Origin of the sequence: Streptomyces spinosisporus, assembly GCF_022698145.1 — a bacterium.
Taxonomy (GTDB): Bacteria; Actinomycetota; Actinomycetes; order Streptomycetales; family Streptomycetaceae; genus Streptomyces; species Streptomyces spinosisporus.
This window is the reverse complement of record NZ_JALDAX010000022.1, coordinates 103224-125217: the sequence shown is the minus strand read 5'-3', so window position 1 is coordinate 125217 and position 21994 is coordinate 103224. Positions and strand designations below refer to the sequence as shown.

At 71.8% G+C, this 21994-nt stretch carries 19 protein-coding genes; 7 read left to right on the top strand and 12 right to left on the bottom strand.

Going from position 1 to position 21994, the window contains the following annotated elements; genetic code table 11:
* The first annotated feature begins 171 nt into the window (after window positions 1–171).
* Window positions 172–1311 carry a sensor histidine kinase gene (locus MQN93_RS38365; RefSeq protein ID WP_372504523.1) on the top strand — a complete coding sequence of 380 codons (1140 nt, stop codon included), beginning with the start codon at window positions 172–174 and terminating at the stop codon, window positions 1309–1311.
* 19 nt (window positions 1312–1330) lie between these two features.
* The gene (locus tag MQN93_RS38360) at window positions 1331–1990 is read left to right on the top strand and encodes a response regulator (RefSeq protein ID WP_016432467.1); all 660 of its coding nucleotides are present in this window, start codon (window positions 1331–1333) and stop codon (window positions 1988–1990) included.
* A gap of 40 nt (window positions 1991–2030) precedes the next feature.
* Here MQN93_RS38360 and MQN93_RS38355 read toward each other — a convergent pair whose 3' ends face one another.
* Together MQN93_RS38355 and MQN93_RS44310 are read right to left on the bottom strand one after the other, a co-directional pair.
* Window positions 2031–2633 (bottom strand): hypothetical protein, encoded by a 603-nt coding sequence (locus MQN93_RS38355; RefSeq protein ID WP_242713115.1) that lies wholly within the window; start codon window positions 2631–2633, stop codon window positions 2031–2033.
* Window positions 2634–2693: 60 nt separating this feature from the next.
* The gene (locus MQN93_RS44310; protein ID WP_242713114.1) at window positions 2694–3731 is read right to left on the bottom strand and encodes an FUSC family protein; all 1038 of its coding nucleotides are present in this window, start codon (window positions 3729–3731) and stop codon (window positions 2694–2696) included.
* A gap of 82 nt (window positions 3732–3813) precedes the next feature.
* On the opposite strand from MQN93_RS44310, the gene MQN93_RS44065 reads away from it, so the two are divergent.
* Window positions 3814–4236: a MarR family winged helix-turn-helix transcriptional regulator gene (locus tag MQN93_RS44065; protein ID WP_278191642.1), complete on the top strand. Its 423-nt coding sequence runs from the start codon at window positions 3814–3816 to the stop codon at window positions 4234–4236.
* Window positions 4237–4372: 136 nt separating this feature from the next.
* Here the strand turns inward: MQN93_RS44065 and MQN93_RS38340 are convergent, their stop codons facing one another.
* The gene (locus MQN93_RS38340) at window positions 4373–5743 is read right to left on the bottom strand and encodes a hypothetical protein (RefSeq protein WP_242713113.1); all 1371 of its coding nucleotides are present in this window, start codon (window positions 5741–5743) and stop codon (window positions 4373–4375) included.
* 218 nt (window positions 5744–5961) lie between these two features.
* On the opposite strand from MQN93_RS38340, the gene MQN93_RS38335 reads away from it, so the two are divergent.
* Window positions 5962–7833: a ricin-type beta-trefoil lectin domain protein gene (locus MQN93_RS38335; protein ID WP_242713112.1), complete on the top strand. Its 1872-nt coding sequence runs from the start codon at window positions 5962–5964 to the stop codon at window positions 7831–7833.
* A 35-nt stretch (window positions 7834–7868) separates the two neighbouring features.
* Here the strand turns inward: MQN93_RS38335 and cimA are convergent, their stop codons facing one another.
* A complete protein-coding gene (gene cimA / locus MQN93_RS38330; protein WP_242713111.1) occupies window positions 7869–9473 on the bottom strand; it encodes a citramalate synthase in 1605 nt (534 codons plus the stop codon).
* Between the two features lie 357 nt (window positions 9474–9830).
* On the opposite strand from cimA, the gene MQN93_RS38325 reads away from it, so the two are divergent.
* A complete protein-coding gene (locus MQN93_RS38325) occupies window positions 9831–10460 on the top strand; it encodes an SMI1/KNR4 family protein (RefSeq protein ID WP_242713110.1) in 630 nt (209 codons plus the stop codon).
* Here MQN93_RS38325 and MQN93_RS38320 read toward each other — a convergent pair.
* The 5 genes from MQN93_RS38320 to ureA form a co-directional block, all read right to left on the bottom strand.
* Window positions 10431–11501 carry a TolB family protein gene (locus MQN93_RS38320; protein WP_242713109.1) on the bottom strand — a complete coding sequence of 357 codons (1071 nt, stop codon included), beginning with the start codon at window positions 11499–11501 and terminating at the stop codon, window positions 10431–10433. The two genes, MQN93_RS38325 and MQN93_RS38320, sit on opposite strands and share 30 nt — an antisense overlap.
* A 113-nt stretch (window positions 11502–11614) precedes the next feature.
* Complete coding sequence (locus MQN93_RS38315) at window positions 11615–12229, bottom strand: TetR/AcrR family transcriptional regulator (RefSeq protein WP_242713122.1); 615 nt, start codon at window positions 12227–12229, stop codon at window positions 11615–11617.
* 32 nt (window positions 12230–12261) lie between these two features.
* Window positions 12262–13308, bottom strand: a complete 1047-nt coding sequence (locus tag MQN93_RS38310; RefSeq protein ID WP_242713108.1) for an agmatine deiminase family protein — start codon at window positions 13306–13308, stop codon at window positions 12262–12264.
* A gap of 31 nt (window positions 13309–13339) precedes the next feature.
* Entirely contained in the window at window positions 13340–15049 is a 1710-nt protein-coding gene (locus MQN93_RS38305; RefSeq protein ID WP_242713107.1) for an urease subunit alpha, read from the bottom strand.
* Complete coding sequence (ureA, locus tag MQN93_RS38300; RefSeq protein ID WP_242713106.1) at window positions 15046–15750, bottom strand: urease subunit gamma; 705 nt, start codon at window positions 15748–15750, stop codon at window positions 15046–15048. The genes MQN93_RS38305 and ureA overlap by 4 nt, the downstream gene beginning before the upstream one ends.
* A 147-nt stretch (window positions 15751–15897) precedes the next feature.
* On the opposite strand from ureA, the gene MQN93_RS38295 reads away from it, so the two are divergent.
* Window positions 15898–17373 (top strand): cytosine permease, encoded by a 1476-nt coding sequence (locus tag MQN93_RS38295; protein ID WP_242713105.1) that lies wholly within the window; start codon window positions 15898–15900, stop codon window positions 17371–17373.
* 21 nt (window positions 17374–17394) lie between these two features.
* Here the strand turns inward: MQN93_RS38295 and MQN93_RS38290 are convergent, their stop codons facing one another.
* The 3 genes from MQN93_RS38290 to MQN93_RS38280 all read right to left on the bottom strand — a co-directional run bounded on the left by MQN93_RS38290 (window position 17395) and on the right by MQN93_RS38280 (window position 20276).
* Window positions 17395–17604: a hypothetical protein gene (locus tag MQN93_RS38290; protein ID WP_242713104.1), complete on the bottom strand. Its 210-nt coding sequence runs from the start codon at window positions 17602–17604 to the stop codon at window positions 17395–17397.
* A gap of 280 nt (window positions 17605–17884) precedes the next feature.
* The gene (locus MQN93_RS38285) at window positions 17885–18973 is read right to left on the bottom strand and encodes a branched-chain amino acid aminotransferase (protein WP_016432481.1); all 1089 of its coding nucleotides are present in this window, start codon (window positions 18971–18973) and stop codon (window positions 17885–17887) included.
* 250 nt (window positions 18974–19223) lie between these two features.
* Window positions 19224–20276 (bottom strand): 3-isopropylmalate dehydrogenase, encoded by a 1053-nt coding sequence (locus MQN93_RS38280; RefSeq protein WP_016432482.1) that lies wholly within the window; start codon window positions 20274–20276, stop codon window positions 19224–19226.
* 143 nt (window positions 20277–20419) lie between these two features.
* Between MQN93_RS38280 and MQN93_RS38275 the strand changes: the two genes are divergently transcribed.
* A complete protein-coding gene (locus MQN93_RS38275; RefSeq protein ID WP_242713103.1) occupies window positions 20420–21982 on the top strand; it encodes a purple acid phosphatase family protein in 1563 nt (520 codons plus the stop codon).
* Window positions 21983–21994: the final 12 nt, after the last annotated feature.

Genomic DNA, 21994 nt, shown 5'->3' with positions numbered 1-21994 from the left:
GAGGCTAGGGGCGGGGGTGCGCGGTGTCGTCACGCCGGGGAGGTCCCTCACGAGGGGGACGCCGGGCGGGGGTGTGCTGGGCACAATGGCCGGGTGGGCGAGGAGAGACGGGGTGCGGCCGCTTCGGCGCCGCCGGGCCTCGCGGGTGCGGCGGGGACAGGGGCGCGGGCGGTGCTGAGCGGGGTCCGTACGCCCCTCGGTGCCGCCGTGGGTCTCGCGCTGCTGTCCGTGGGCGAGGGGCTGGTCCGCAGCGGCGGTCCGCGCAGCAGTCTCGCGGTGGTGCTGGTGCTCGCGCTCGCCACGACGCTGCCCCTCGCGTTCGTCCTCGGTGGCGGGCGGGGCGGCCGGGTCGGGGCGGCGGTCGCCGTGAGCGCCGCCTGCGTGCTGGCCCTGGTGCCGTTCCAGGCGCTGACCGTGGGGGCCGCTGTCGCCCAGCTGATCTGTGTGTACGGGTCGGCGCGGGCGGGGTGGCCGCTGCTGGGCGGGCTGTTCGTCGTGCCGTACGTCCTGGTCGCGCTGTTCGCTCACCAGGACGGCGCGCGGTTCGTGGCCGTCCTGCTCGCCACGCTCGCGTCGGCCGCGGCGGCGACCGGCATCACGCGGCATGTGCGCAGCACGGTCCTGGCGCACAGCGCGACGGAGCGGGCGTTCGCGGACAGTCTGCTGGAGCATGCGGCTCGGGGTGAACGAGCGCGTATCGCACGGGAGTTGCACGATGTCGTGGCGCACCACATCTCGATGATCGCCGTGCAGGCGGAGAACGCGCGGCTGACCACGCCCGGTCTGCCGCCCGAGGGTGCGAGCCGGTTCCTGGCGATCGGGGACACGGCCCGTACCGCCCTGACGGAGATGCGCCGGCTGCTGGGGGTGCTGCGGGAGGACGCCGACGAGGACGCCGGTGTGCGGCGTCGGCCCCAGCCGGGGCTCGGCCAGCTGATGGAGCTTCTCGACGCGTCGCGGGAGGCGGCCGGGTCGGCGACTCGGCTGATCGTCAGCGGGCCGGTCACCGCGCTCGACCCCGGTGTCGAGGTCACCGCGTACCGGATCGTCCAGGAGGCGCTGACCAATGCGCGACGGCATGCGCCGGGCGCGGCGGTGGACGTCGAACTCCGTTACGGCCCGGACGAGTTGGTGGTACGGGTCCGCGACAACGGACCCGGCCCCGTCGCACCCGGCACCCCCGGGCACGGCCTGCTCGGCATGCGCGAGCGGGCGGCGACGGTCGGCGGCACGCTGCGCACCGGCGCGGCACACGGCGGCGGGTTCCTGGTCGAGGCCCGGCTGCCGGTCCGCGCGGAGGTCCTCGCATGAACACGGTGGAGGCCCTCGCATGAGCATCCGTATCGTCGTCGCCGACGACCACGAGGTGGTCCGCGCCGGATACGCCGGACTCCTCGCCACCCAGGGCGACTTCACCGTGGTCGGCACCGCGCGGGACGGGGCCGAGGCGGTGCGGGTGTGCCGGGAGCAGGGGCCGGACGTGGTCCTCATGGATGTGCGCATGCCGGTCATGGACGGCATCGAGGCGACCGAGAAGCTGCGGAGCGGCCCGGACGCGCCGCGCGTGCTGGTGCTGACCACCTTCGACCTCGACGAGCACGTGTACGACGCCCTGGCGGCCGGGGCCAGCGGGTTCCTGCTGAAGGACGTGACCGCGGAGCGGCTCTTCGACGCGGTACGGGTGGTCGCCGCCGGCGAGGCGCTGCTCGCCCCGGGGATCACCCGGCGGCTGATCGCCGAGTTCGCCCGGATGCGACCGAGAGCCCCGGCGGGCGGCACCCTCGCGGCCCTGACCCCGCGCGAGACCGACGTGCTGCGCCTGCTCGCCGAGGGCCTGTCCAACCCGGAGCTCGCCGAACGCCTGCACGTCGGCGAGGAGACCGTGAAGACCCACGTCAGCCGCATCCTGTCGAAGCTCGGCCTGCGCGACCGCACCCAGGCGGTCGTCATGGCGTACGAGACGGGCCTGGTCGTGCCGCGGACGGGCTGAACGGACCGTGCCGCGGACGGGCTGAGCGGACCGTGCCGCGTCAGCCGCAGGCCCGGTCGACGGCGCGGGTGATGGTGTCGAACTGGGCGCTGGTCGGCACGACCGGGGTCGTGCTCTCGCCGCGGGCGTTGCGCACGATCACGAACAGCAGGGGCAGGCCCGGGCGCGGGTGCGGTGTCTCGAACAGCAGCCGTGTGTCCCGTCGTACGCGCGGTGCCGCGCAGTAGAAGTCGAGGCCGGCCCGGAGGAGGCGGGCGCGGCCGGGGCGGAGCACGGTGCCGGGTCCGAGCCCGGGCGGTTCCCGTACGAAGACGTTGTCGTAGCCCTCCGTCAGGCCCACGAACGTGACGCGGGACGTCGTGTCCAGGGCGAAGGTGACGCCGAGGTCCGGGCCGGTGCGGTGGGGCATCTCCATGGCCGTGATCCGGGCGGTGGCGGCGGCGCCCGGGTCGGGTGGCGCGGGAGGGGGCCGGTTCGCGGCGGCGTAGGCGAGGCCGCCGCCGAGCAGGACCGCGCCGCTCGTGACGGCGACCGTGGTGCGGGCGCGGCGGGACAGCGCCCGCCAGCGCTCTCGGACCAGGGGCCGTTCGTGTCCGAGGATCTCCGTGGTGCTCCGCCCGTCCCCCTCGGGTGGACTTGCCATGACGAGAGCGTAGGAGATGGGGCAAGTCGATTGATATCGGCGGATCGGCGCTTTTTGCCGTCATCCTTCCGCCGTACGTCTCCGTGGCACCGGCAGCAGCCACCAGGCGGACGCCACGGACAGCACGGCACCGACCGCGATGCCCTCCAGGCGGGTGGGCAGGAGGTGCTGGGCATCCTGGCCGAAGTAGCCGAGGAGGAGGGAGAGGGCACAGGTCATTCCGGCGGCCCAGTAGGCGTAGTTGAGGGGGCGCAGCCACAGGGCCACGGCGAGGACGGCGAACATCAGCGCCACCGCGGCATGTCCCGTGACACCGGCCGCCGCGACCCCGGTCGCCAGCAGCGTGCCGACGACGGCGCCCGCGAGGCGCTCGACCCCCTTGCGCAGTACGTCGGTCCGGCCCCGGTTGCCGCTCGCGGCGACGTACGCGGTCAGCACCACCCAGGGCCAGTGGCCGTCGAAGAGCAGACGGCCGAGGGCGAACGCGGCCGCGACACCGGCCGCCATCTGCAGGGCCATCCGGGTACTGGGGCGGGGGTGCAGACGGGACCGGCGCCGCGGCCGCTCGGGAACGGGTTCGGCGCGCCAGGGCCCGAACCGGTCCCCCAGCCCCTGCACCAGCCAGATCGAGCAGCACGCCAGCGCGGCGACCAGCGCCGACCAGAACCAGGTCGTCAGCCCGCTCTGCGCCTCGGGCGGCAGGGCGGGGCCGGGGACGATCAGGAGGGCGATCAGCGGGAGGGTCATCAAGGTGCCGGCCTTGGTGGCGGCGGGGCCGTAGCGGCGGATCCAGATGGCCAGCGCGAGACCGGCCGTGAAGACGGCGGCCCCGGCGGTGTAGTGGGCGGCGATCAGCCGGCCGAGGAAGATCGAGGCACCGGCCGTCGCGGGCAGCAGCACGAGCGCGGTGAGCCGGCGCCGGGTGTCGGCGGTGCGCTGGCTCGCGGCGAGGGTGAGCGTCAGGGCGACTGCGAGGACGAGCACATCGGTGTGCAGTCCGGCGGCGCCCTCCAGCGCCAGGGCGGCGGCCCAGCTGAGCAGCACGGCGGTCATCGTCAGCGCCGCTTCGTACGCATTGCGTATCAGTTTTGCGGTCACCTGTCGCATACTACGGCTATTTTCTCGCCCCCATAACGTGCCCGAGGCCTCGTGATAGTAAGTCATTGCGTACGATCCCCTCATGAACCACTCCACCGAAGCCGCCCGCCTCCGCCGCGGTGTCGTCCGGCTCAACCGCCGGCTGCGGCACGAGCGCGGGGACGGGAGCCTGAGTCCCAACCAGCTGTCGGTGCTCGGACATCTGCACCGGCACGGACCGGCCACGCCCGGCGCGGTCGCGGCGGCGGAGCGGCAGCGTCCGCAGTCACTGACCCGGGTCTTCGCCGAGCTGGAGGCGGAGGGGCTGATCGTCCGTGAGCCGGGCACGGCGGACCGGCGGCAATCCGTGCTGTCGCTGACCGCTCAGGGCCTCGGGGCCCTGGAGCGGGACATGGCGGAGCGGGACGACTGGCTGGCGGGTGCGCTGGACACGCTGAGCCCGACGGAGCGCGGGGTGCTGGAGCTGGCCGCCGCGCTGATGGAGCGGCTGGCGGAGGCGGACTGAACCCCCATCGGGCCCACCCCCTCGCCCGGATCCTTCAGAACCCGCCGCCGAAGTCCCCGCCGCGTCCTTCAGAACCCGCTCCCGAAGCCCGCGCCGCACTCTTCAGGACTCGCTCCCGAAGCCCGCGCCGCACTCTTCAGAACCCGCCCCCGAAGTCCCCACCGCCCCCGGCGTCCCCTCCCCCGCCGTCGCCGAAGCCCCCGTCGCCGAAGCCGCCGCCGAAGTCCCCGCTGTCGAAGTCCGCGCCGGAGACGTCACCGCCCTCGTAGCCGCCGCCGAAGTCGCCGTATCCGGAGCCGTAGTCGGCCGAGTAGGCGGGGGTGGCCATCATGCTGCCGAGCAGGGTGCCGACCAGCAGTCCCGGCAGCAGGCCGCCGCCGAAGTAGCCGCCCGCCCAGGGGCCGTAGGCCGGACCCGCGTCCCAGTACGGGCGGCGGCCGTCGTCGGTGTCGACCTCGCGGACCGCGGGGTCGTGGCCGTCCGCGAGGCGGGTGGCGTCGGCCGCGCAGACCGGCACCTCGCGCGCGGTGCCGCCGGGCGGCGTCCAGGTGGCGTCGGTGACGGAGGGGCCGTGGCGCGGGTCGAAGAAGCAGGGCGGGCGGCGCTCGGGCAGCGGGCGGCCCTCGCGGCGCGCGGCCAGCTGGGCGAGGCTGAAGCGGCCGTCCTCCAGGGCCTGGGTGACCGCGCGCACGTCCTCGGGCCTGCGCGCCTGCGCCATCAGGGACTTGGCCTGTTCGTAGGCGTCCAGCGCGCGTTCGTAGTCCGCGCGCATCGCGTCGTCGGCACCCGGTTCCGCGGGGTGGAAGTCGAGGCGGTCCAGTTCCTCGCCGAAGGCGGTGATGTCCTCGTCGACGACGACGCCGAGCCGCTCCAGGGCCGCGCGCTGTTCCTCCTCGTGCCGCCGCCGGTTGCGGCGCACCAGGGCGTACGCGCCCGCACCGCCGGCCACCAGCACGGCGCCCGTGGTGATCAGCGCGGTGGAGGAGACACCTCCACCGTCGGAGGAGGAGCCCCAACTGGAGGGGGCCGAGCCGCCGATGTTGGCGAGCGCCCGGCCGGTGAAGTCGGTGAGCTGGGTCCCGGTGTCCTTCTCGCTGCTCACGCTGGTGACCAGGTTCCGCACGGCCGTGCGCGGCAGGACCGAGGAGTCGGCGCGCGCGTCGAAGCGGTCACCGAGGCGGATCGCGTACAGGCCGGTGACGCCGGTGGCGGTGCGCAGGTTCGCGAAGAGGTTCTCGGTCGGGTAGCCCGCCGGGAGGACGGCGATGAACAGGGGTTTGTCCGCGTCCTTGATCTGCTGGGCCAGGGCGTCCGCGTCGGCGGACGACAGCTGCGCGGAGGCGGCCGGGTCGACGTAGACCGGGCTCTTGCGCAGGGCTTCGGCGATCGCCGAGACGCCGGTGGCGGCGGAGGCGGGCGCGGGCGCCGTCGTCACCACGGCGAGCGCCGCGAGCAGCAGGGCCAGGAGCAGCCCCGGGAGGCTTCGGGTCCGTACGCCGGGCTTCATGGTTCGAAGCTACCCGAAGCCTCCCAAAACTGGTCAGGGATGACGACGGCATTCTGCGGAGCCGGGCGGGGCGGTTCTTGGCATGGACCTTCCCTCCACTCTCCGGTCTCTGGTTCACTCTGGCTCGAGCAGTTCACTCATGACTTAGATCACGCCGTGAGTTAACTGGCGCCCCGCAGACCCGTCGAGACGTCTCGTCAGGAAGGGATGCACCCCCCATGAGAAGAACCCCCCACGCACTCCGGCTACTGCTGGCCGGCGTGCTCTCGGCGGCCGGCTTCACCGCGGCCGTTCCCCCCGCACACGCCGCCGGTGAGCAGGTCACGGCGTATCTGACCACCACCGACGACTCGGGCGGACGCCATGTCACGCGCGGACTCCAGGCGCAGACGCCGTTCGCCTTCCAGTCCGGCACCGGTGGCTCGGGCGAGAACATCACCGTCGACGAGGGCACCCGGTACCAGACCTTCACCGGCGGCGGCGCCTCCTTCACGGACACCGCGGCCTGGCTGATGAACTCCAGCGGCGCCCTCTCGCAGTCCATGCGCGACGCGACCATGCGGAAGCTGTTCTCGCCGACGGACGGCATCGGGCTGTCGTTCCTGCGCAATCCGATGGGGGCCTCGGACCTGGCGCGCTTCGGCTACACCTACGACGACGTGCCTGCCGGGCAGACCGACCCGAACCTCAACAGCTTCTCCATCGCGCACGACCTCGCGGACGTCGCCCCGCTGACCAAGCAGGCGCTCCAGCTGAACCCCTCTCTGACTGTCATGGCCTCGCCATGGACGGCTCCGGCCTGGATGAAGGACAGCGGCTCGCTCAACGGCGGCTGGCTCAAGGCGGAGGACTACGGCGCGTACGCCAACTACTTCGTGAAGTACCTCCAGGCGTACAAGAACCAGGGCATCGACATCTCCTACGTCACCCCGCAGAACGAGCCGACCTGCTGCAGCGGTTACCCGTCGATGAGCTGGAACGCCAGCGGCCTCGCGTACTTCATGAAGAACGAACTGCTGCCGAAACTGCAGTCCGCGGGCCTGTCCACCAAGGTCCTGGCGCACGACTGGAACTGGGACGTCTACGACTCCTACGCGGCCCAGAGCGTCGACGACGCCGCGATCCGCAACCACCCCAACTTCGGCGGCATCGCCTGGCACGGCTACAGCGACATCAGCGGCGTCGGCAAGCAGACCACGGTCCACAACCAGTACCCGAACCTGGACGCGTTCGGCACCGAGCACTCCGGCGGCACCTGGATCGCCAACCAGCAGCGCGAGGACATGAACAACATCATCGACTACACCCGCAACTGGGCGAAGTCGGTGACCAAGTGGTCCCTCGCGGTGGACCAGAACATGGGCCCGCACAACGGTGGTTGCGGCACCTGCACCGGGCTGATCACCGTGCACAACGGCGACGGGGCGAGCGGGACCGTCGACTACACCGTCGAGTACTACACGATGGGCCACCTGACGAAGTTCGTGCGGCCCGGCGCACAGCGGATCGCGTCCACGGCCTCCTCGGCCGTGCCGAACGTGGCGTGGCGCAACCCCGACGGCTCCAAGGCGCTGATCGCCTACAACGACGCCTCCAGCGCGAAGACGGTGACCATCAACTGGGGCTCGCAGCACGCCACTTACTCACTGCCGGGCAAGACCTCGGCGACCTTCACCTGGAACGGCACGCAGTCCGGCAGCGGCGCGCAGTCCGGTTCCTTCGTCGGGCTCGCCGGCAAGTGCCTCGACGTGGCGGGCGCCTCGAGCGCGAACGGCACGGCGGTCCAGCTCTACGACTGCAACGGCTCCTCCGCCCAGCAGTGGACCGTGCAGAGCGACGGCTCGATCCGCGCCCTGGGCAAGTGCCTCGACGTGACCGCGGCCGCGGTCGCCGACGGCTCGAAGGTCCAGTTGTACGACTGCAACGGCACCGGCGCCCAGCAGTGGTCGTACAACTCCTCGACCGGTGATGTGGTGAACCTGGCCGCGAACAAGTGCCTGGATGTCACCGACAACTCCTCGGCCAACGGCGCCCGCGCACAGATCTGGAGCTGCACGGGCGCCGCCAACCAGAAGTGGCACCTGCAGTAGAGGAGTTCACCGGGGTGGGTGCCCGCGCGAGGTGACTACTGCGCCGGCTCCACCCCGGCCCGCAGCAGGCCGTATGCGTACGCGTCCTCCAGCGCCTGCCAGGAGGCGGCGATGACGTTCTCCGCGACGCCCACCGTGGACCACTCGCCCGCGCCGTCCGAGGTGGAGATCAGGACGCGGGTGGTGGACTCGGTGCCGTGGACGCCTTCCAGGATGCGGACCTTGTAGTCGACCAGCTCCAGCTTGGCGAGCTGCGGGTAGATCTTCTCCAGCGCGACGCGGAGGGCGCGGTCCAGGGCGTTGACCGGGCCGTTGCCCTCCGCGGTGGCGACGATGCGCTCGCCCTTGGCGTAGAGCTTGACCGTGGCCTCGTTGGCGTGGATGCCGTCGGGGCGGTCCTCGACGATGGCCCGCCAGGACTCGACCTCGAAGTAGCGCAGGGGGCTGCCCTGCACCTCGGCGCGGAGCAGGAGTTCGAAGCTCGCGTCCGCCGCCTCGTAGGTGTAGCCCTTGAGTTCGCGCTCCTTGACCCGCTCCACGACCCGGCCGACCAGCTCGCGGTCGCCGCCCAGGTCGATGCCGAGCTCCTTGCCCTTGAGCTCGACGGAGGCGCGGCCCGCCATGTCGGAGACCAGCATCCGCATGGTGTTGCCGACCCGCTCCGGGTCGATGTGCTGGTACAGGTCCGGGTCGACCTTGATGGCCGAGGCGTGCAGGCCCGCCTTGTGGGCGAAGGCCGAGACACCCACGTACGGCTGGTGGGTGGAGGGCGTGAGGTTCACCACCTCCGCGATGGCGTGCGAGATCCGGGTCATCTCGCGCAGCGCGCCCTCGGGCAGGACCTGCTTGCCGTACTTGAGCTCCAGGGCGGCGACGACCGGGAAGAGGTTGGCGTTGCCGACGCGCTCGCCGTAGCCGTTCGCCGTGCACTGCACATGCGTCGCGCCCGCGTCCACGGCGGCCAGGGTGTTGGCGACCGCGCAGCCGGTGTCGTCCTGGGCGTGGATGCCGAGCCGCGCCCCGGTGTCCGCCAGCACGGTCGCGACGACCGCCTGGACCTGCGCCGGGAGCATGCCGCCGTTGGTGTCGCAGAGGATCACGACGGAGGCGCCGGCCTCCCAGGCGGTCCGTACGACGGCCTTGGCGTACTCGGGGTTCGCGCGGTAGCCGTCGAAGAAGTGCTCGCAGTCGACGAACACCCGGCGGCCCTGCTCGCGCAGGTGGGAGACGGTGTCGCGGACCATCTCCAGGTTCTCGTCGAGCGTGGTGCGCAGGGCGAGTTCGACATGCCGGTCGTGCGATTTGGCGACCAGGGTGATCACGTCGGCGCCCGCGTCCAGGAGCGCCTTGACCTGCGGGTCCTCGGAGGCCTTGCCGCCGGCCCTGCGGGTCGCGCCGAAGGCGACCAGCTGGGCGTGCTTGAAGTCGATCTCCTGCCGGGCGCGGGCGAAGAACTCCGTGTCCCGCGGGTTGGCGCCGGGCCAGCCGCCCTCGATGAAGCCCACGCCGAAGTCGTCCAGGTGCCGTGCGATGGCCAGCTTGTCCGCGACGGTGAGGTTGATGCCCTCGCGCTGCGCGCCGTCGCGCAGCGTCGTGTCGAAGACGTGGAACGAATCGTCGAGCTCGCTGGTTGCGGTCATGGTGTCAAGGCTCCTGCTGTTGGATCCCGTTGGATCTCGGTCTGTACCGGAATGACCGGCTCCACCGTCCCCCAATGATCCCTCGCGCTTGGCTCCCGGCTGCTGGTGGGCCAGAAAAGCGAAAAACCCCTCGCGGGTGCGAGAGGTCTGCGCGCGGGTCGAGGACGACGGTGTCCGCCCGTACCTGGTCGTACGTGGCGGTCACTGCGGACCGGCGCGCCTGCTGCCAATAATCATGGCGAACGAGAGCACGGAGGCAGTCTGGCACACGTCGCCCCCGCGCTCACGGCCCGTCTCAGGATGCGAGCACGGCGCTGATCACGGGACGACCGGCCACCGTGTGGTAGAGAAGCGCCCATGGCTACCGGAATACCTGGTCTCACCGCGTTGTGGCAGCGCTTCGACGACTGGCTGGCCGAACACGCTCCCGGAGATCACGGGTCCTTGCGGCCGGGCTGTCCGGACGGCGAGATCAAGCGCCTGGAGGACGGCCTCGGCCTCTCGCTCCACGAGGACGTGAGGACGACCCTCGCCCTGCACGACGGCGTCACCATGCGAAGGGCAGGCACGGAGCCGGGAGCGTTTCTCCTCGGCTACAGCCTCCTGGACGTCGACGGAATCCTGGACGCTCACGGGGGTCTCGTCTCGATGGTGGAGGACGCTTTTGAGGAGGGCGAGGAGGACCTGGTCATCGGCCGCATCGCCGACCGACAGTGGGTGCCCCTCGCCCGGAACCTCTCGGGCGACCTGCTCTTCGTCGACCACCGGCATCATCACTCGGGAGAGATCGGGGAGATGTCGTTCGGCGACCCCGAGTACCGCATGCTGTGGCCGCGCATGGATCTCATGCTCATGGACCTGTGCGACTCCCTGGAGAACGGGACTCCCGTGACTTCCGTGCCGCGCGTTCCCGTTCTGCATGAGGGGCGGATGCTGGAGTGGCACGTCCGCCCCTCATCAGTGCGCCCTCCAGCGGAAGACGTCTGACACGCCGTTCGTGTCGCCCGGTACGACGTCCGTGTCGTCCGTGGAGTAGACGACGGTGCCCCGGGACGCGACCGCGCCGGCGCCCGCGTCTCCGTGGCCGACGGCGAGCGCGTGGCTGCCGCGGACGTCGCGCAGCCACAGGTGCGATCCGGCGTCCCTGCACAGCAGGCGGCGCCCGTCTGGGCTGATGGCCAGGGCCGTCATGCCGGGGAAGTGCCGGACATGGCCCGAGCGCAGGTCGCGTACATAGCCGCCGTCCGCCGCGTTCATCGCGAGGACCCGGCCGTCGGCGCTGAGTTGGACGACCGTCGAGCGGGTGCCGTCGTCGGCCCTGCTCTGCGTGCCGGTGGCCCGGTCGGCCACCCACACCTCGCCGGTGCCCTCGTCCTGGTAGGCGATGCGGCTGCCGTCGCCGCTGATCGACGGGTCGGTCATGTCCCGGGAGGAGTCGTCCGGGCCCACGCTGACGGTCGCGCGAGTGCCGCTCACCCGGTCGTAGACGTCGATCCGGGTCGGGAACTGCGGATGGTCGCGCACGTACTCGTAGGCCACGTACCGCCCGTCGGCGCTGATCGACGGGTCGTAGGCGCTGTCGCCGAGTGCCGCGCCGTCGATGCGGGTGCGGGTGCCGGTGGTGCGGTCGGTCAGGAAGACGTCGATGTCGTGCGGGCCCCAGCCGATGAAGGCGGCCCAGCGGCCGTCGGTGCTGAGCGCGGGGACACCGAGGGCGGTCGGCACCCTGGAGACGGCGCCGGTGCGCAGGTCGCGCACATACGCCTGGCTGTCGGCACCGTGGCCCGGCTCCGGCACGAGGTCGGTGGCCGCGGAGTGGAAGGCGGCGAAGCGGCCGTCCGCCGTGATGGCCGCGGCGCCCGAGGCACCGTCGGCCTGGCTGCCGTCGGCCGCGGTGCTGATCCGGTCGACGCGTGGTGGGTGCGGTGCTGCGGCGGCGCTCGGGGCGGTCGCCGCGACAAGGACGAGCAGTACGGCCGCCCCTGCCGCCTTGCCGATCGGTCTGCCGTGTGCGGCGGCTGTGGACATGGTTCCCCCTGCGGTCTCGCTGTTCCCTCAGCGGTCTGCGGTCCCGCTTCGAGGCAAACGCACCGGCGGACACAGGGTCAATCGGACGTAATGCGTACAACCCGGGTGCCGGGTCAGGCGTCCGCGAGGAGCGACTGATCCAGGAACTCCCGTACGTGGCCGAGAACTTGCGCCCGGTCCGTGCCGCGCAGCCCGATGGCGACGTGGATGGAGAGGCCGTCCAGCAGCGCGCGCAGCCGGGCCGCGTAGCGGTCGGGGTCGACCCGCCGGAACTCCCCCCGCGACATCCCCTCCGCGATCAGCGCCACCAGGTCGCGGTGCCAGGCGCCCTCGATCGCGGCCTGCCGGTCACGGGCGTCGGAGTCGACGGCGGCGCTCTGCGAGCGGTTCCAGACCTCCAGCCAGAGGATCCAGTGCGGATCACGGTGACCGTCGGGGACGTACAGGTCGACGTAGGCGTCCAGCCGCTCACGGGCCGTGCCCGTGCGTCCGAGCAGCCTCCCGCGCTCCGCGCCGAGCCGGCCCTCGCTCCACTCCAGGGTCTGCAGCAGCAGCTCGTCCTTGGAGCGGAAGTAGTAGAGCAGATGCCCGCTGCTCATCCCGACCTCGCGGCCGAGCGCCGCCATGGTGAGCTTCTCCAGACCTCGCTCGGCGATCATGTCCATGGCGGCGGCGAGGACCTCCTCGCGCGGCGGGGCATTCCTGCGCACCCGTGCCGCACCGGCCATCCCCGACTCCTCCGCCATGTCCGCTACGTCCACTACGTCTGCTGAATCCTCGGCTGCTGCTGGGTGATGCAGTGAATGCCGCCCCCACCGGAGAAGATCGTACGCGCGTCGACGAGGGTCACCGCCCGCTCCGGGAACAACCGGCGGAAGATGCCGGCGGCGTCCTCGTCGCGCGGGTCGTCGAAGCCGCAGAGCACGACGCCGCCGTTGCAGAGGTAGTGGTTGATGTAGGAGTAGTCGGCCCAGTGGCCGTCGGCCTCAAGGACGGTGGGCGCCGGGACCTCCACGACCTCCAGAGCGCGGCCCCGGGCATCGGTCGCGGCCTTCAGCAGGCCGATGGCCTCCCGAGTGACCTCGTGGTCGGGATGGGCCGGGTCCGGCTGGGAGTGGGCGACCACGACGCCCGGGCGGGCGAAGGCGGCGACGATGTCGACATGGCCGAGGGTGCCGAAGCCGTTGGGGGGATAGTCGCCGGTGAGGCCGCGCGGCAGCCAGATCGCCTTGCGGGTGCCGAGGTGGGCGTGGATCTCCGCCTCGACCTCCTCGCGCGTCCAGTGCGGATTGCGCTCGGGGCCGAGCTGCACCGTCTCCGTCAGCAGCACCGTGCCCTCGCCGTCGACATGGATCGCGCCACCCTCGTTGACGAGCTTCGAGGCGTACGTCCGCGCGCCCGCGAGGTCGCCGACATGGGCGGCGATCTTCGCGTCGTGCTCCCAGCGGGCCCACCCCTGGGCGCCCCAGCCGTTGAACGTCCAGTCCACGGCGGCGAGTTCACGGCCGTCGGTGAGGAACGTGGGGCCGATGTCGCGCATCCACGCGTCGTCCAGCTCCCGCTCCACGGTGTCGATGTCCGGGCCGAGCAGCGTCCGCGCGTCCGCCGACTGCCCCGGGCCGCACACCACGGTCACCGGCTCGAAGCGGCGGACGGCGCGGGCGACCGAGGCCCAGGCCGTGCGGGCGGCGGCGAGGTCGCCGGGGTCGGCGAAGGTCGGGTTGGGGCCCGGCCACGCCATCCAGGTGCGCTCGTGCGGGGCCCATTCGGCGGGCATGCGGAAGCCGTCGGCGGCGGGGGTGTTCACGCGCGGACCAAGGGGGTTCATACGGAGCCCTTCACAGGAAGTAGAGGCGGTTGAGGGAGACCGAGTCGGCGGGCTCCGAGCGGATCGGCTCGCCGTCGAGGGTGACCAGGCCCGTGCGCCCGTCGACGTCCACCGCTCCGGTACGGGAGTTGAGCCGCAGGTCGGCGGGGCCGATACCGCGGGTGCCGCGCACGGCGACCCTTCTTCTGCGCGTGGGCATGGTGTCGCCTCCCTGGTCGAGGGCGGCCTGCGCGACGAAGGCCACCGAGATCTCGGCCGGCGTCGCGCCGTGCGCGCCGAACTGCGGCCCGAGGACGAGGGGTTCGCAGGTGTCGGTCGCCGCGTTCGGGTCGCCGACCACGCCGTACGCCGGGAAGCCGGACTTGAGGACGAGCTGCGGCTTGGCGCCGAAGTACTCCGGCCGCCACAGCACGATGTCGGCCAGCTTGCCGACCTCGATCGAGCCCACCTCGTGCGAAAGGCCGTGCGCGATGGCGGGGTTGACGGTCAGCTTCGCCATGTACCGCAGGACGCGCTCGTTGTCGTGCTCGTCCGGGGCGCCGAACTCGGCCTTCATCTTCCCGGCCATGGCGAACGTACGGCGGACCGTCTCGCCCGCCCGTCCCATGCCCTGCGCGTCGGAGGAGGTGATGCCGATCGCGCCCAGGTCGTGCAGCACGTCCTCTGCGCCCATCGTCCCCGCGCGGATGCGGTCGCGGGCCATGGCGGCGTCGCCGGGCAGGTCGGTCTTCAGGTCGTGGACGGAGACGATCATGCCGTAGTGCTCGGCGACCGCGTCCCGGCCGAAGGGCAGGGTGGGGTTGGTGGAGGAGCCGATGACGTTCGGCACGCCCGCCATCTTCAGGACGTTCGGGACGTGCCCGCCGCCGCAGCCCTCGATGTGGAAGGCGTGGATGGTGCGCCCCTCCAGCACCCTGAGGGTGTCCTCGACCGTCAGGCATTCGTTCAACCCGTCGCTGTGCAGGGCGACTTGGACGTCGTGCTCCTCGGCGACCCGAAGGGCCGTGTCCAGGGCCCGGGTGTGTGCGCCCATGTCCTCGTGCACCTTGAAGCCGCTTGCGCCGCCCTCGGCGAGCGCCTCGATCAGCGGGGCCTTCGCGGACGACGAACCCCGGCCCAGGAAGCCGATGTTGACCGGCCAGGCGTCGAAGGCGCCGAACGCGTGCCGCAGCGCCCAGGGCGAGTTGACGCCGACGCCCCACACCGGGCCGAACTCCTGCCCGATGAGCGTGGTCACGCCGGAGGCGAGCGAGGCCTCCATGATGCGCGGCGAGAGCAGATGGACGTGGGTGTCGACGGCGCCGGCGGTGGCGATGAGCCCCTCGCCGGACACGATCGAGGTGCCCGTTCCGACCACGACGTCGACCCCGTCGAGGGTGTCGGGGTTCCCGGCCCGCCCGATCGAGCAGATCCGCCCCTCACGGATGCCGATCGACACCTTCCGGACGCCCTGCACGGCGTCGATCACGACGACGTTGCTGATCACGACGTCGCAGGTGTCGCGGACGGCCGCCGCCTTGAGGTGCAGCCCGTCGCGGGCGGTCTTGCCGAAGCCGGCCAGGAACTCGTCGCCGTACACCTGGGCGTCGGACTCGACCCGGACCGTCAGGCCGGAGTCGCCGAGGCGGATGCGGTCGCCGGCCCGGGGGCCGTGGGTGGCCGCGTACTCGTAGGGGTTGAGGCGGCGGGCCTCGGTGGGGTGGCCTCCGGGGCGGCTCATCGTCCCGCCTCCTTGCCGGCATGGGTCGGTACGCCGAGGTAGCCGCACGCGGCGGCGCGGCGCAGCGCCTCGTCGCGGGCGCCGGGTGCGTCCAGCGGTCCGTCGACGAGGCCGGCGAATCCGATGGCGACGCGGGCGCCGCCGATGGGCACGAGGCCGACCTCCGCGGACTCCCCCGGGCCGAACCGCACCGACGAACCGGCGGGCACCGCCAGCCGCATGCCGTAGGCCTCGGCGCGCGGGAAGTCGAGGCGCGGGTTGGCCTCGAAGAAGTGGAAGTGGGAGGTGACGGAGACGGGCACGGTGGCGGTGTTGGTGACGGTCAGCCGCCGTACCGGCTCGGGCTCGGCGTGCGGCGGTCCCGGCAGCAGCGCCCCCGGGGCCTCGTCGCCGAGCCCGCCGCCGATCGGGTCGCTCACCACGGCGAGCCGTGAGCCGTCGTCGAAGACGGCCTCGACATGCACCTCGGTGACCACGTCCGCGACGCCGGGCAGCACCTCGGACAGGCCGAGGACGGACCGGGCGCGCTCGACGGCCTCGGCGAGCCGGGCGCCGTCGCGGGCGGCCTCGCAGACGGTGTCCGCGATGAGCGCGGTCGCCTCGGGGACGTTGAGCCGCAGCCCGCGGGCGCGGCGGGCGCGGGCCAGCTCGGCGGCTCCGAAGAGCAGCAGCCGGTCACGTTCCGTAGGGGTGAGTCTCACGCCACGGCACCTCCTTGCCTTCCCACGGTTAGAACACCACTCTAATCATTAAATCCGCAAGCCCCGGGCATTGACGCATACCCATCGAGGACGTCACATTGAACGTCGCTCTAACTCACCGAGGCGGCCGATCGAAGGAGACCAGCCATGCCGATGGAACAGCGCGGCGTCGACACCATCCCGGACGAGGAACGCACCAGCGGTCCACGCGACCTCGTGTCGATCCTGCTGGGCTCCAACCTCTGTCTGGGCGTGATCATCTTCGGCTGGCTGCCACCGTCCTTCGGTCTCGACTGGTGGGGCTCGCTCAGCTCGATCGTCGTGGGCACGGTGGCCGGTACGGCGCTGACGGCGCCGCTGGCCCTGATCTCCCTGCGCACGGCCACCAACCTGTCCACCTCCTCCGGCGCGCAGTTCGGTGTGCGCGGCCGGCTGGTCGGCTCGGTCGTCGGCCTGCTGCTGGCCCTCGGCTACACCGCGCTGACCGTGTGGATCGGCGGGGACGTGATGGTCGGCGTACTGGGCCGCCTGTTCGGCCTGCCCGCCGACGGCCTCTCCTACGGCGTCGTCTACGGACTGCTCGCCGCTGCGACGGTCGCGGGCGCGGTGTACGGCTATCGCGTACTGCTCGCCATGTCCCGCGTCCTGGCGATCGGCATGACGGCCCTGCTGGTGCTCGGCATCGTGGCGTACGCCCCGCACTTCACGGCCTCGGCGCTACCGGAGGCGGGCGGCTATCTGCTGGGCGGGTTCTGGCCGACGTGGTTCCTGGCCACGGTGGCGGCGGGTCTGTCGGGGCCCATCGCCTTCATCACCCTGCTCGGCGACTACACCCGCTACATCTCTCCGGCCCGCCACTCCTCGCGCCGGGTGCTGCACGCGACCTGGCTCGGGCTGATCCTGGGCCTGCTGGTGCCTCAACTCTTCGGCACCTTCACGGCGTTCGCGGCACGTGCGGCGACGGACTACGCGGGCCCGCTGGTCTCGGCGTCCCCCACCTGGTACCTGATCCCGCTGCTGCTGTCGGCCTCGGCCGGCTCGGTCGGCAACGCGGGCCTGATGCTCTACTCCATGGGCCTCGACCTGGACGCCATCCTGCCGCGCGCCTCCCGCGCCCGCGCCACCTACACGGTCGCCGTCGTCGCCACGGTCTGTGTCTTCGTCGGCCACTACTACTCGAGCACCCAGGACGCCATGACGTCCTTCGTCCTCCTCCTCACCGCCATCGGCACCCCGTGGGCCGTCATCACCCTCATCGGCTTCGCCCGCTGCCACGGCGTGTACGACGCGGACGCCCTCCAGGTCTTCAACCGCCGTTCACGCGGCGGCATCTACTGGTACCGCGCAGGCTGGAACATCCCGGCCACCGCTTCCTGGGCGATCGGCGCAACAGCCGGCCTCCTCGCCGTCTCCCTCCCGTCCTACGAGGGCCCCCTGCTGCCCCTCACGGGCGGGGTGGACTGCAGCTTCCTGCTGTCGGGGGTGGTCGGCGGGGTGGTGTATCTGCTGCTGCAGCCCAGGGCTCTTGCTGAGCGGACGTCGGTCAATCCAGCCCGTCCGGCGTTCGAGGACGAGGCCGTTCAGGCCGAAGCCGGGGGCCTGGAGGGCGCAGCCCCCCAGTAAAGCCACCCCCGACGCCCCGGCTCACCCCGGCTCCAGCCCCGGCATAAACTCGGCCGCGCCGAACGCCGGCTTCAGATCCGTGAACCATGTGGCCCCTTCGTCGTACGCCGCGAAGAACGGCCGGTCGACGAGGCCGGGATCACGGGCCTGGATCAGATGCAGCACGAAGACCTTCTCACCGGCCACCTCCGCGACACCGTCCACGCACACCTTGCCCGGCATCGCGGACATCACCGGTCCCCGGACGGTGCGGGCAAGTCCGGAGACACGGGAGTAGGCGTCTCGGAAGATTTGGTGGCCCCGGGGGGGGCGGCGTGGGGTGCGTAACGCACGGAGCAGCCAGCGCGGCCTCGACAAAGGCGTCCGCCCGTTCACCCGAACTCCCTCCCCCGGCCGGATCCGCGCACGGGGCAGCGCGCTCCCCCGCGGAATCAGTGGATACCCGCATGGGGGAGGCGCTACTCGTCGTACGAACTACCGGCCGTGGCGCGAAAGTTGAGGGGAGTCGGGCTCAGCCGAGCACGTGCATCCACCCATGCGTGTCCTTCTCCGTCCCCCGCTGGATGTTCAGCAGGGCCTCGCGGAGTTTGACCGTGACCGGGCCGGGCTCGCCGGAGGACTGCTGCCATTCCGCGGTCGCGCGCTTGACCGTGCCGACCGGGGTGATGACGGCGGCGGTGCCGCAGGCGAAGACCTCGGTGAGGGTGCCGTTCTCGGCGTCGCGCTGCCACTGGTCGATGGAGACGCGGCCCTCCTCGGACTCGTAGCCGAGGTCGCGGGCGACGGTGAGGAGGCTGTCGCGGGTGACGCCCTCCAGGATGGAGCCGGTGAGGGTGGGCGTGATGATCTTGTCGCCGTAGACGAAGTACAGGTTCATGCCGCCGAGCTCCTCGACCCACTTGTGCTCGACCGCGTCGAGGTAGCAGACCTGGTCGCAGCCCTTGGCGGCGGCCTCGGCCTGGGCGAGCAGGGAGGCGGCGTAGTTGCCGCCGGTCTTGGCGTCGCCCATGCCGCCGGGGACGGCGCGCACCCGGTCCTCGGAGAGCCAGATGGAGACCGGCCTGACGCCGCCGGGGAAGTAGGCACCGGCCGGGGAGGCGATGACCAGGAAGAGGTACTCGCCCGCGGGCTTCACGCCGAGGCCCACCTCGGTCGCGATCATGAACGGGCGCAGATAGAGCGACTCCTCGCCGCCGTGCGCGGGCACCCAGTCCTTGTCCTGCTGGACCAGCGCGTCGCAGGCCTCGATGAACGTCTCGACCGGCAGCTCGGGCATGCCGAGGCGGTGCGCCGAGCGCTGGAAGCGGCGGGCGTTCATCTCGGGACGGAAGGTGGCGACCGAGCCGTCGGGCTGCCGGTAGGCCTTGAGCCCCTCGAAGATCTCCTGCGCGTAGTGCAGGACCATCGTGGCGGGGTCGATGGAGAGCGGGGCGTACGGGACGAGCTGACCGTCGTGCCAGCCGCGGCCCTCCGTCCACTTGATCGTCACCATGTGGTCGGTGAAGTGGCGGCCGAACCCGGGGTTCTCCAGGATCGCCGCGCGCTCGGCGGCGGCGAGCGGGCTGGCGGAGGGCTTGAGCTCGATCGTGGGCGTCGTCATGAGTGGTTGTCCTTCACCGGTTGTGTGTGACGGGCCGCGCTCACGCCCGTACCGACCGTGGCCGGTAGTAGGACGTCCGAGCATTGCCTCATTCAGCGGCTCCGCGTTCGATTATCGCAAGGCGGAGCACGTGGACGAAACGGCGTGAAATGCGACCCAGGGGATGATGGTGGCACCCGGCGGGGACAGAGCGAAAGCCGCCGGGTGCGGATGCGACCCGGCGGCTTCGAGAGTTTCGAGTGAGCCCGGGTCAGCCGGCTACTCGTACGGCCAGCGCATCGCCGATCTCCGACGTGCTGCGGGCGGGCTTGCCGGTGCGCTCGGCGAGGTCGGCGGAGACCGCCTCGTCGATCCGGGCGGCCTCGGCCTCGTAGCCGAGGTGGCGCAGGAGCAGGGCGACGGACAGGACCGTGGCGGTGGGGTCGGCCTTGCCCTGGCCGGCGATGTCCGGGGCCGAGCCGTGGACCGGCTCGAACATGGACGGGAACTCGCGGCTCGGGTTGATGTTGCCGGAGGCCGCGACGCCGATGCCGCCGGAGACGGCCGCGGCGAGGTCGGTGATGATGTCGCCGAAGAGGTTGTCGGTGACGATCACGTCGAACCGCTCGGGCTGCGTGACCAGGTAGATGGTCGCCGCGTCCACGTGCATGTACTCGGTGGTGACCTCGGGGAACTCGGCGGCCACCTTGTTGAAGACGTTCGTCCACAGATGACCCGCGAAGGTCAGCACGTTGTTCTTGTGGATCAGCGCGAGCTTCTTGCGCGGGCGGGCCTGGGCGCGGGCGAACGCGTCGCGGACGACCCGCTCGACACCGAAGGCCGTGTTCACGGAGACCTCGGTGGCGACCTCGTGCTCGGTGCCCTTGCGGATGGTGCCGCCGTTGCCGGTGTACGGGCCCTCGGTGCCCTCGCGGACCACGACGAAGTCGATGCTCGGCTCGCCGGCGAGCGGGGTGGCGACCCCCGGGAGCAGCTTCGACGGACGCAGGTTGACGTGGTGGTCGAAGGCGAAGCGGAGCCTCAGCAGGAAGCCGCGCTCCAGCACGCCGGACGGGACCGACGGGTCGCCGATCGCGCCGAGCAGGATCGCGTCGTGCTGCTTCAGTGCCTCGAGGTCGGCGTCGGTGAGGGTCTCACCGGTGGCGTGGTAGCGCCGGGCGCCGAAGTCGTACTCCTTGGTCTCCAGCTTCACATCCTGCGGGAGGACGGCGGAGAGGACCTTCAGGCCTTCGGCCACGACCTCCTGGCCGATGCCGTCACCCGGGATCACTGCGAGATCGATGCTGCGAGAACTTGCCGACATGGAGGGGACCCTACTCCTCGTCCCATGGGATGACACGCGGCGTCCGCGATACGGACATCGGCGGTGACCCCGGCCCCGACCGGTCGCCGTGCGTTCACCCGTACGCCCGGTCGGCGTCGGGATGCGAGGGGAAGTTCCCTTGCATGGACCTCCCCGACGTCGGCATCCCGCCGCAGCTCGCACGCCGGATGAGCATGGCCGAGCAGCACGAGTACCTGCGCACGAGACTGACGCGCCGCCGCACGCTGGTGACCGCGGGCGCGGTGGCGGCGGGCGGTCTGCTGACCGGCTGCGGCGGCGGCCCGGGAGCGCGGAGTTCGGCCACCCCGACGCCGACCACGTCCCGGGTGCACGGCTCGGTCGTCTCCCCCTTCGGCCGCCATCTCGCCTTCGGCGCCGACCCGAGGACACAGATGCGGATCTCCTGGCAGGTGCCGCTCGCGGTGCGGAAGCCGTACGTACGCGTCGGCCTGAGGCCGGACGAGCTGAGCCGGAAGATCGAGGCCGAGGTCCGCGCCCTGCACACGCCCGGCGTGACGGGGGTGCGCCCGGCCCTGGAGCAGTACTACCTGCACGCCGCCCTGGACGGCCTGCACCCCGGCACGACGTACTACTACGGCGTCGGCCACGACGGCTTCGACCCGGCCTCCGCCGCCCACCGCGCCACGATCTGCTCCTTCCGCACGGCGCCGGCGGCCCCGCAGTCGTTCGTCTTCACGGCCTTCGGGGACCAGGGCGTGAGCCGGGCGGCGACCGCCACCGACCATGTGGTGCTGCGCCAGAGGCCCGCCTTCCATCTGCACGCCGGCGACATCTGCTACGCCGACACCAACGGCCAGGGAAAGAAGACCGACGGCTACGACCCCGCGTACTGGGACCTGTTCCTCAAGCAGAACGAGGTCGTCACCCGGTCCGTGCCGTGGATGGTGACGACCGGCAACCACGACATGGAGGCGTGGTACTCACCCGAGGGCTACGGCGGCCAGCTCGCCCGCTGGTCCCTGCCGGACAGCGGCTTCGACGCCCGTACGGCGCCCGGCGTGTACTCCTTCGTCTACGGCAACGTCGGCTTCGTGGCGCTGGACGCGAACGACGTGTCGTACGAGATCCCGGCCAACTTCGGCCACACGGACGGGAAGCAGACGAAGTGGCTGGACCGCGAGCTGTCCGGGCTGAGGGCGTCGAGCCAAGTGGACTTCGTCGTCGTCTTCTTCCACCACTGCGCCTACTCGACCTCCACCCACGCCTCCGACGGCGGTGTGCGCGCCGAGTGGCTGCCGCTGTTCACCGAGCACCAGGTGGACCTGGTGATCAACGGCCACAACCATGTCTACGAGCGGACCGACGCCGTCAGGAACGGCGAGGTCGGCAGGCCCGTACCGATCGGCGCGTCGACCGACCCGACCCGGGACGGGACCATCTACGTCACGGCGGGCGGCGGCGGGCGGGATCTGTACGGCTTCCCGCCGGGCGTCAAGGAGAGCTACGAGGGACACATCACGCCCCACGACGAGATCGACACCTTCCGGTGGACCAGGTCGAAGGCCGCCGAGAAGGAGACGGCGCAGTGGTCGCGCGTGCGCTACCGGGGCTTCTCGCTGCTGGCCGTGGAGGCGGTGCACGGCGCGAAGCCCACGCTGAAGGTGTCGGCGCTCAGCGACCAGGGTGAGCGCATCGATCACTTCGAGGTGCGGCGCGGCGCCTGAGCCCGCGCCTCA

Coding starts and splice junctions, on each gene's coding strand:
- MQN93_RS38335 (WP_242713112.1), top strand. CDS start 5,962: ATGAGAAGAACCCCCCACGCACTCCGGCTACTGCTGGCCGGCGTGCTC.
- MQN93_RS38340 (WP_242713113.1), bottom strand. CDS start 5,743: ATGAAGCCCGGCGTACGGACCCGAAGCCTCCCGGGGCTGCTCCTGGCC.
- MQN93_RS38305 (WP_242713107.1), bottom strand. CDS start 15,049: ATGAGCCGCCCCGGAGGCCACCCCACCGAGGCCCGCCGCCTCAACCCC.
- MQN93_RS38355 (WP_242713115.1), bottom strand. CDS start 2,633: ATGGCAAGTCCACCCGAGGGGGACGGGCGGAGCACCACGGAGATCCTC.
- MQN93_RS38285 (WP_016432481.1), bottom strand. CDS start 18,973: ATGACGACGCCCACGATCGAGCTCAAGCCCTCCGCCAGCCCGCTCGCC.
- MQN93_RS38275 (WP_242713103.1), top strand. CDS start 20,420: ATGGACCTCCCCGACGTCGGCATCCCGCCGCAGCTCGCACGCCGGATG.
- MQN93_RS38315 (WP_242713122.1), bottom strand. CDS start 12,229: ATGGCCGGTGCGGCACGGGTGCGCAGGAATGCCCCGCCGCGCGAGGAG.
- MQN93_RS38320 (WP_242713109.1), bottom strand. CDS start 11,501: ATGTCCACAGCCGCCGCACACGGCAGACCGATCGGCAAGGCGGCAGGG.
- MQN93_RS38295 (WP_242713105.1), top strand. CDS start 15,898: ATGCCGATGGAACAGCGCGGCGTCGACACCATCCCGGACGAGGAACGC.
- MQN93_RS38280 (WP_016432482.1), bottom strand. CDS start 20,276: ATGTCGGCAAGTTCTCGCAGCATCGATCTCGCAGTGATCCCGGGTGAC.
- MQN93_RS44065 (WP_278191642.1), top strand. CDS start 3,814: ATGAACCACTCCACCGAAGCCGCCCGCCTCCGCCGCGGTGTCGTCCGG.
- MQN93_RS38290 (WP_242713104.1), bottom strand. CDS start 17,604: ATGTCCGCGATGCCGGGCAAGGTGTGCGTGGACGGTGTCGCGGAGGTG.
- MQN93_RS38325 (WP_242713110.1), top strand. CDS start 9,831: ATGGCTACCGGAATACCTGGTCTCACCGCGTTGTGGCAGCGCTTCGAC.
- cimA (WP_242713111.1), bottom strand. CDS start 9,473: ATGACCGCAACCAGCGAGCTCGACGATTCGTTCCACGTCTTCGACACG.
- MQN93_RS38360 (WP_016432467.1), top strand. CDS start 1,331: ATGAGCATCCGTATCGTCGTCGCCGACGACCACGAGGTGGTCCGCGCC.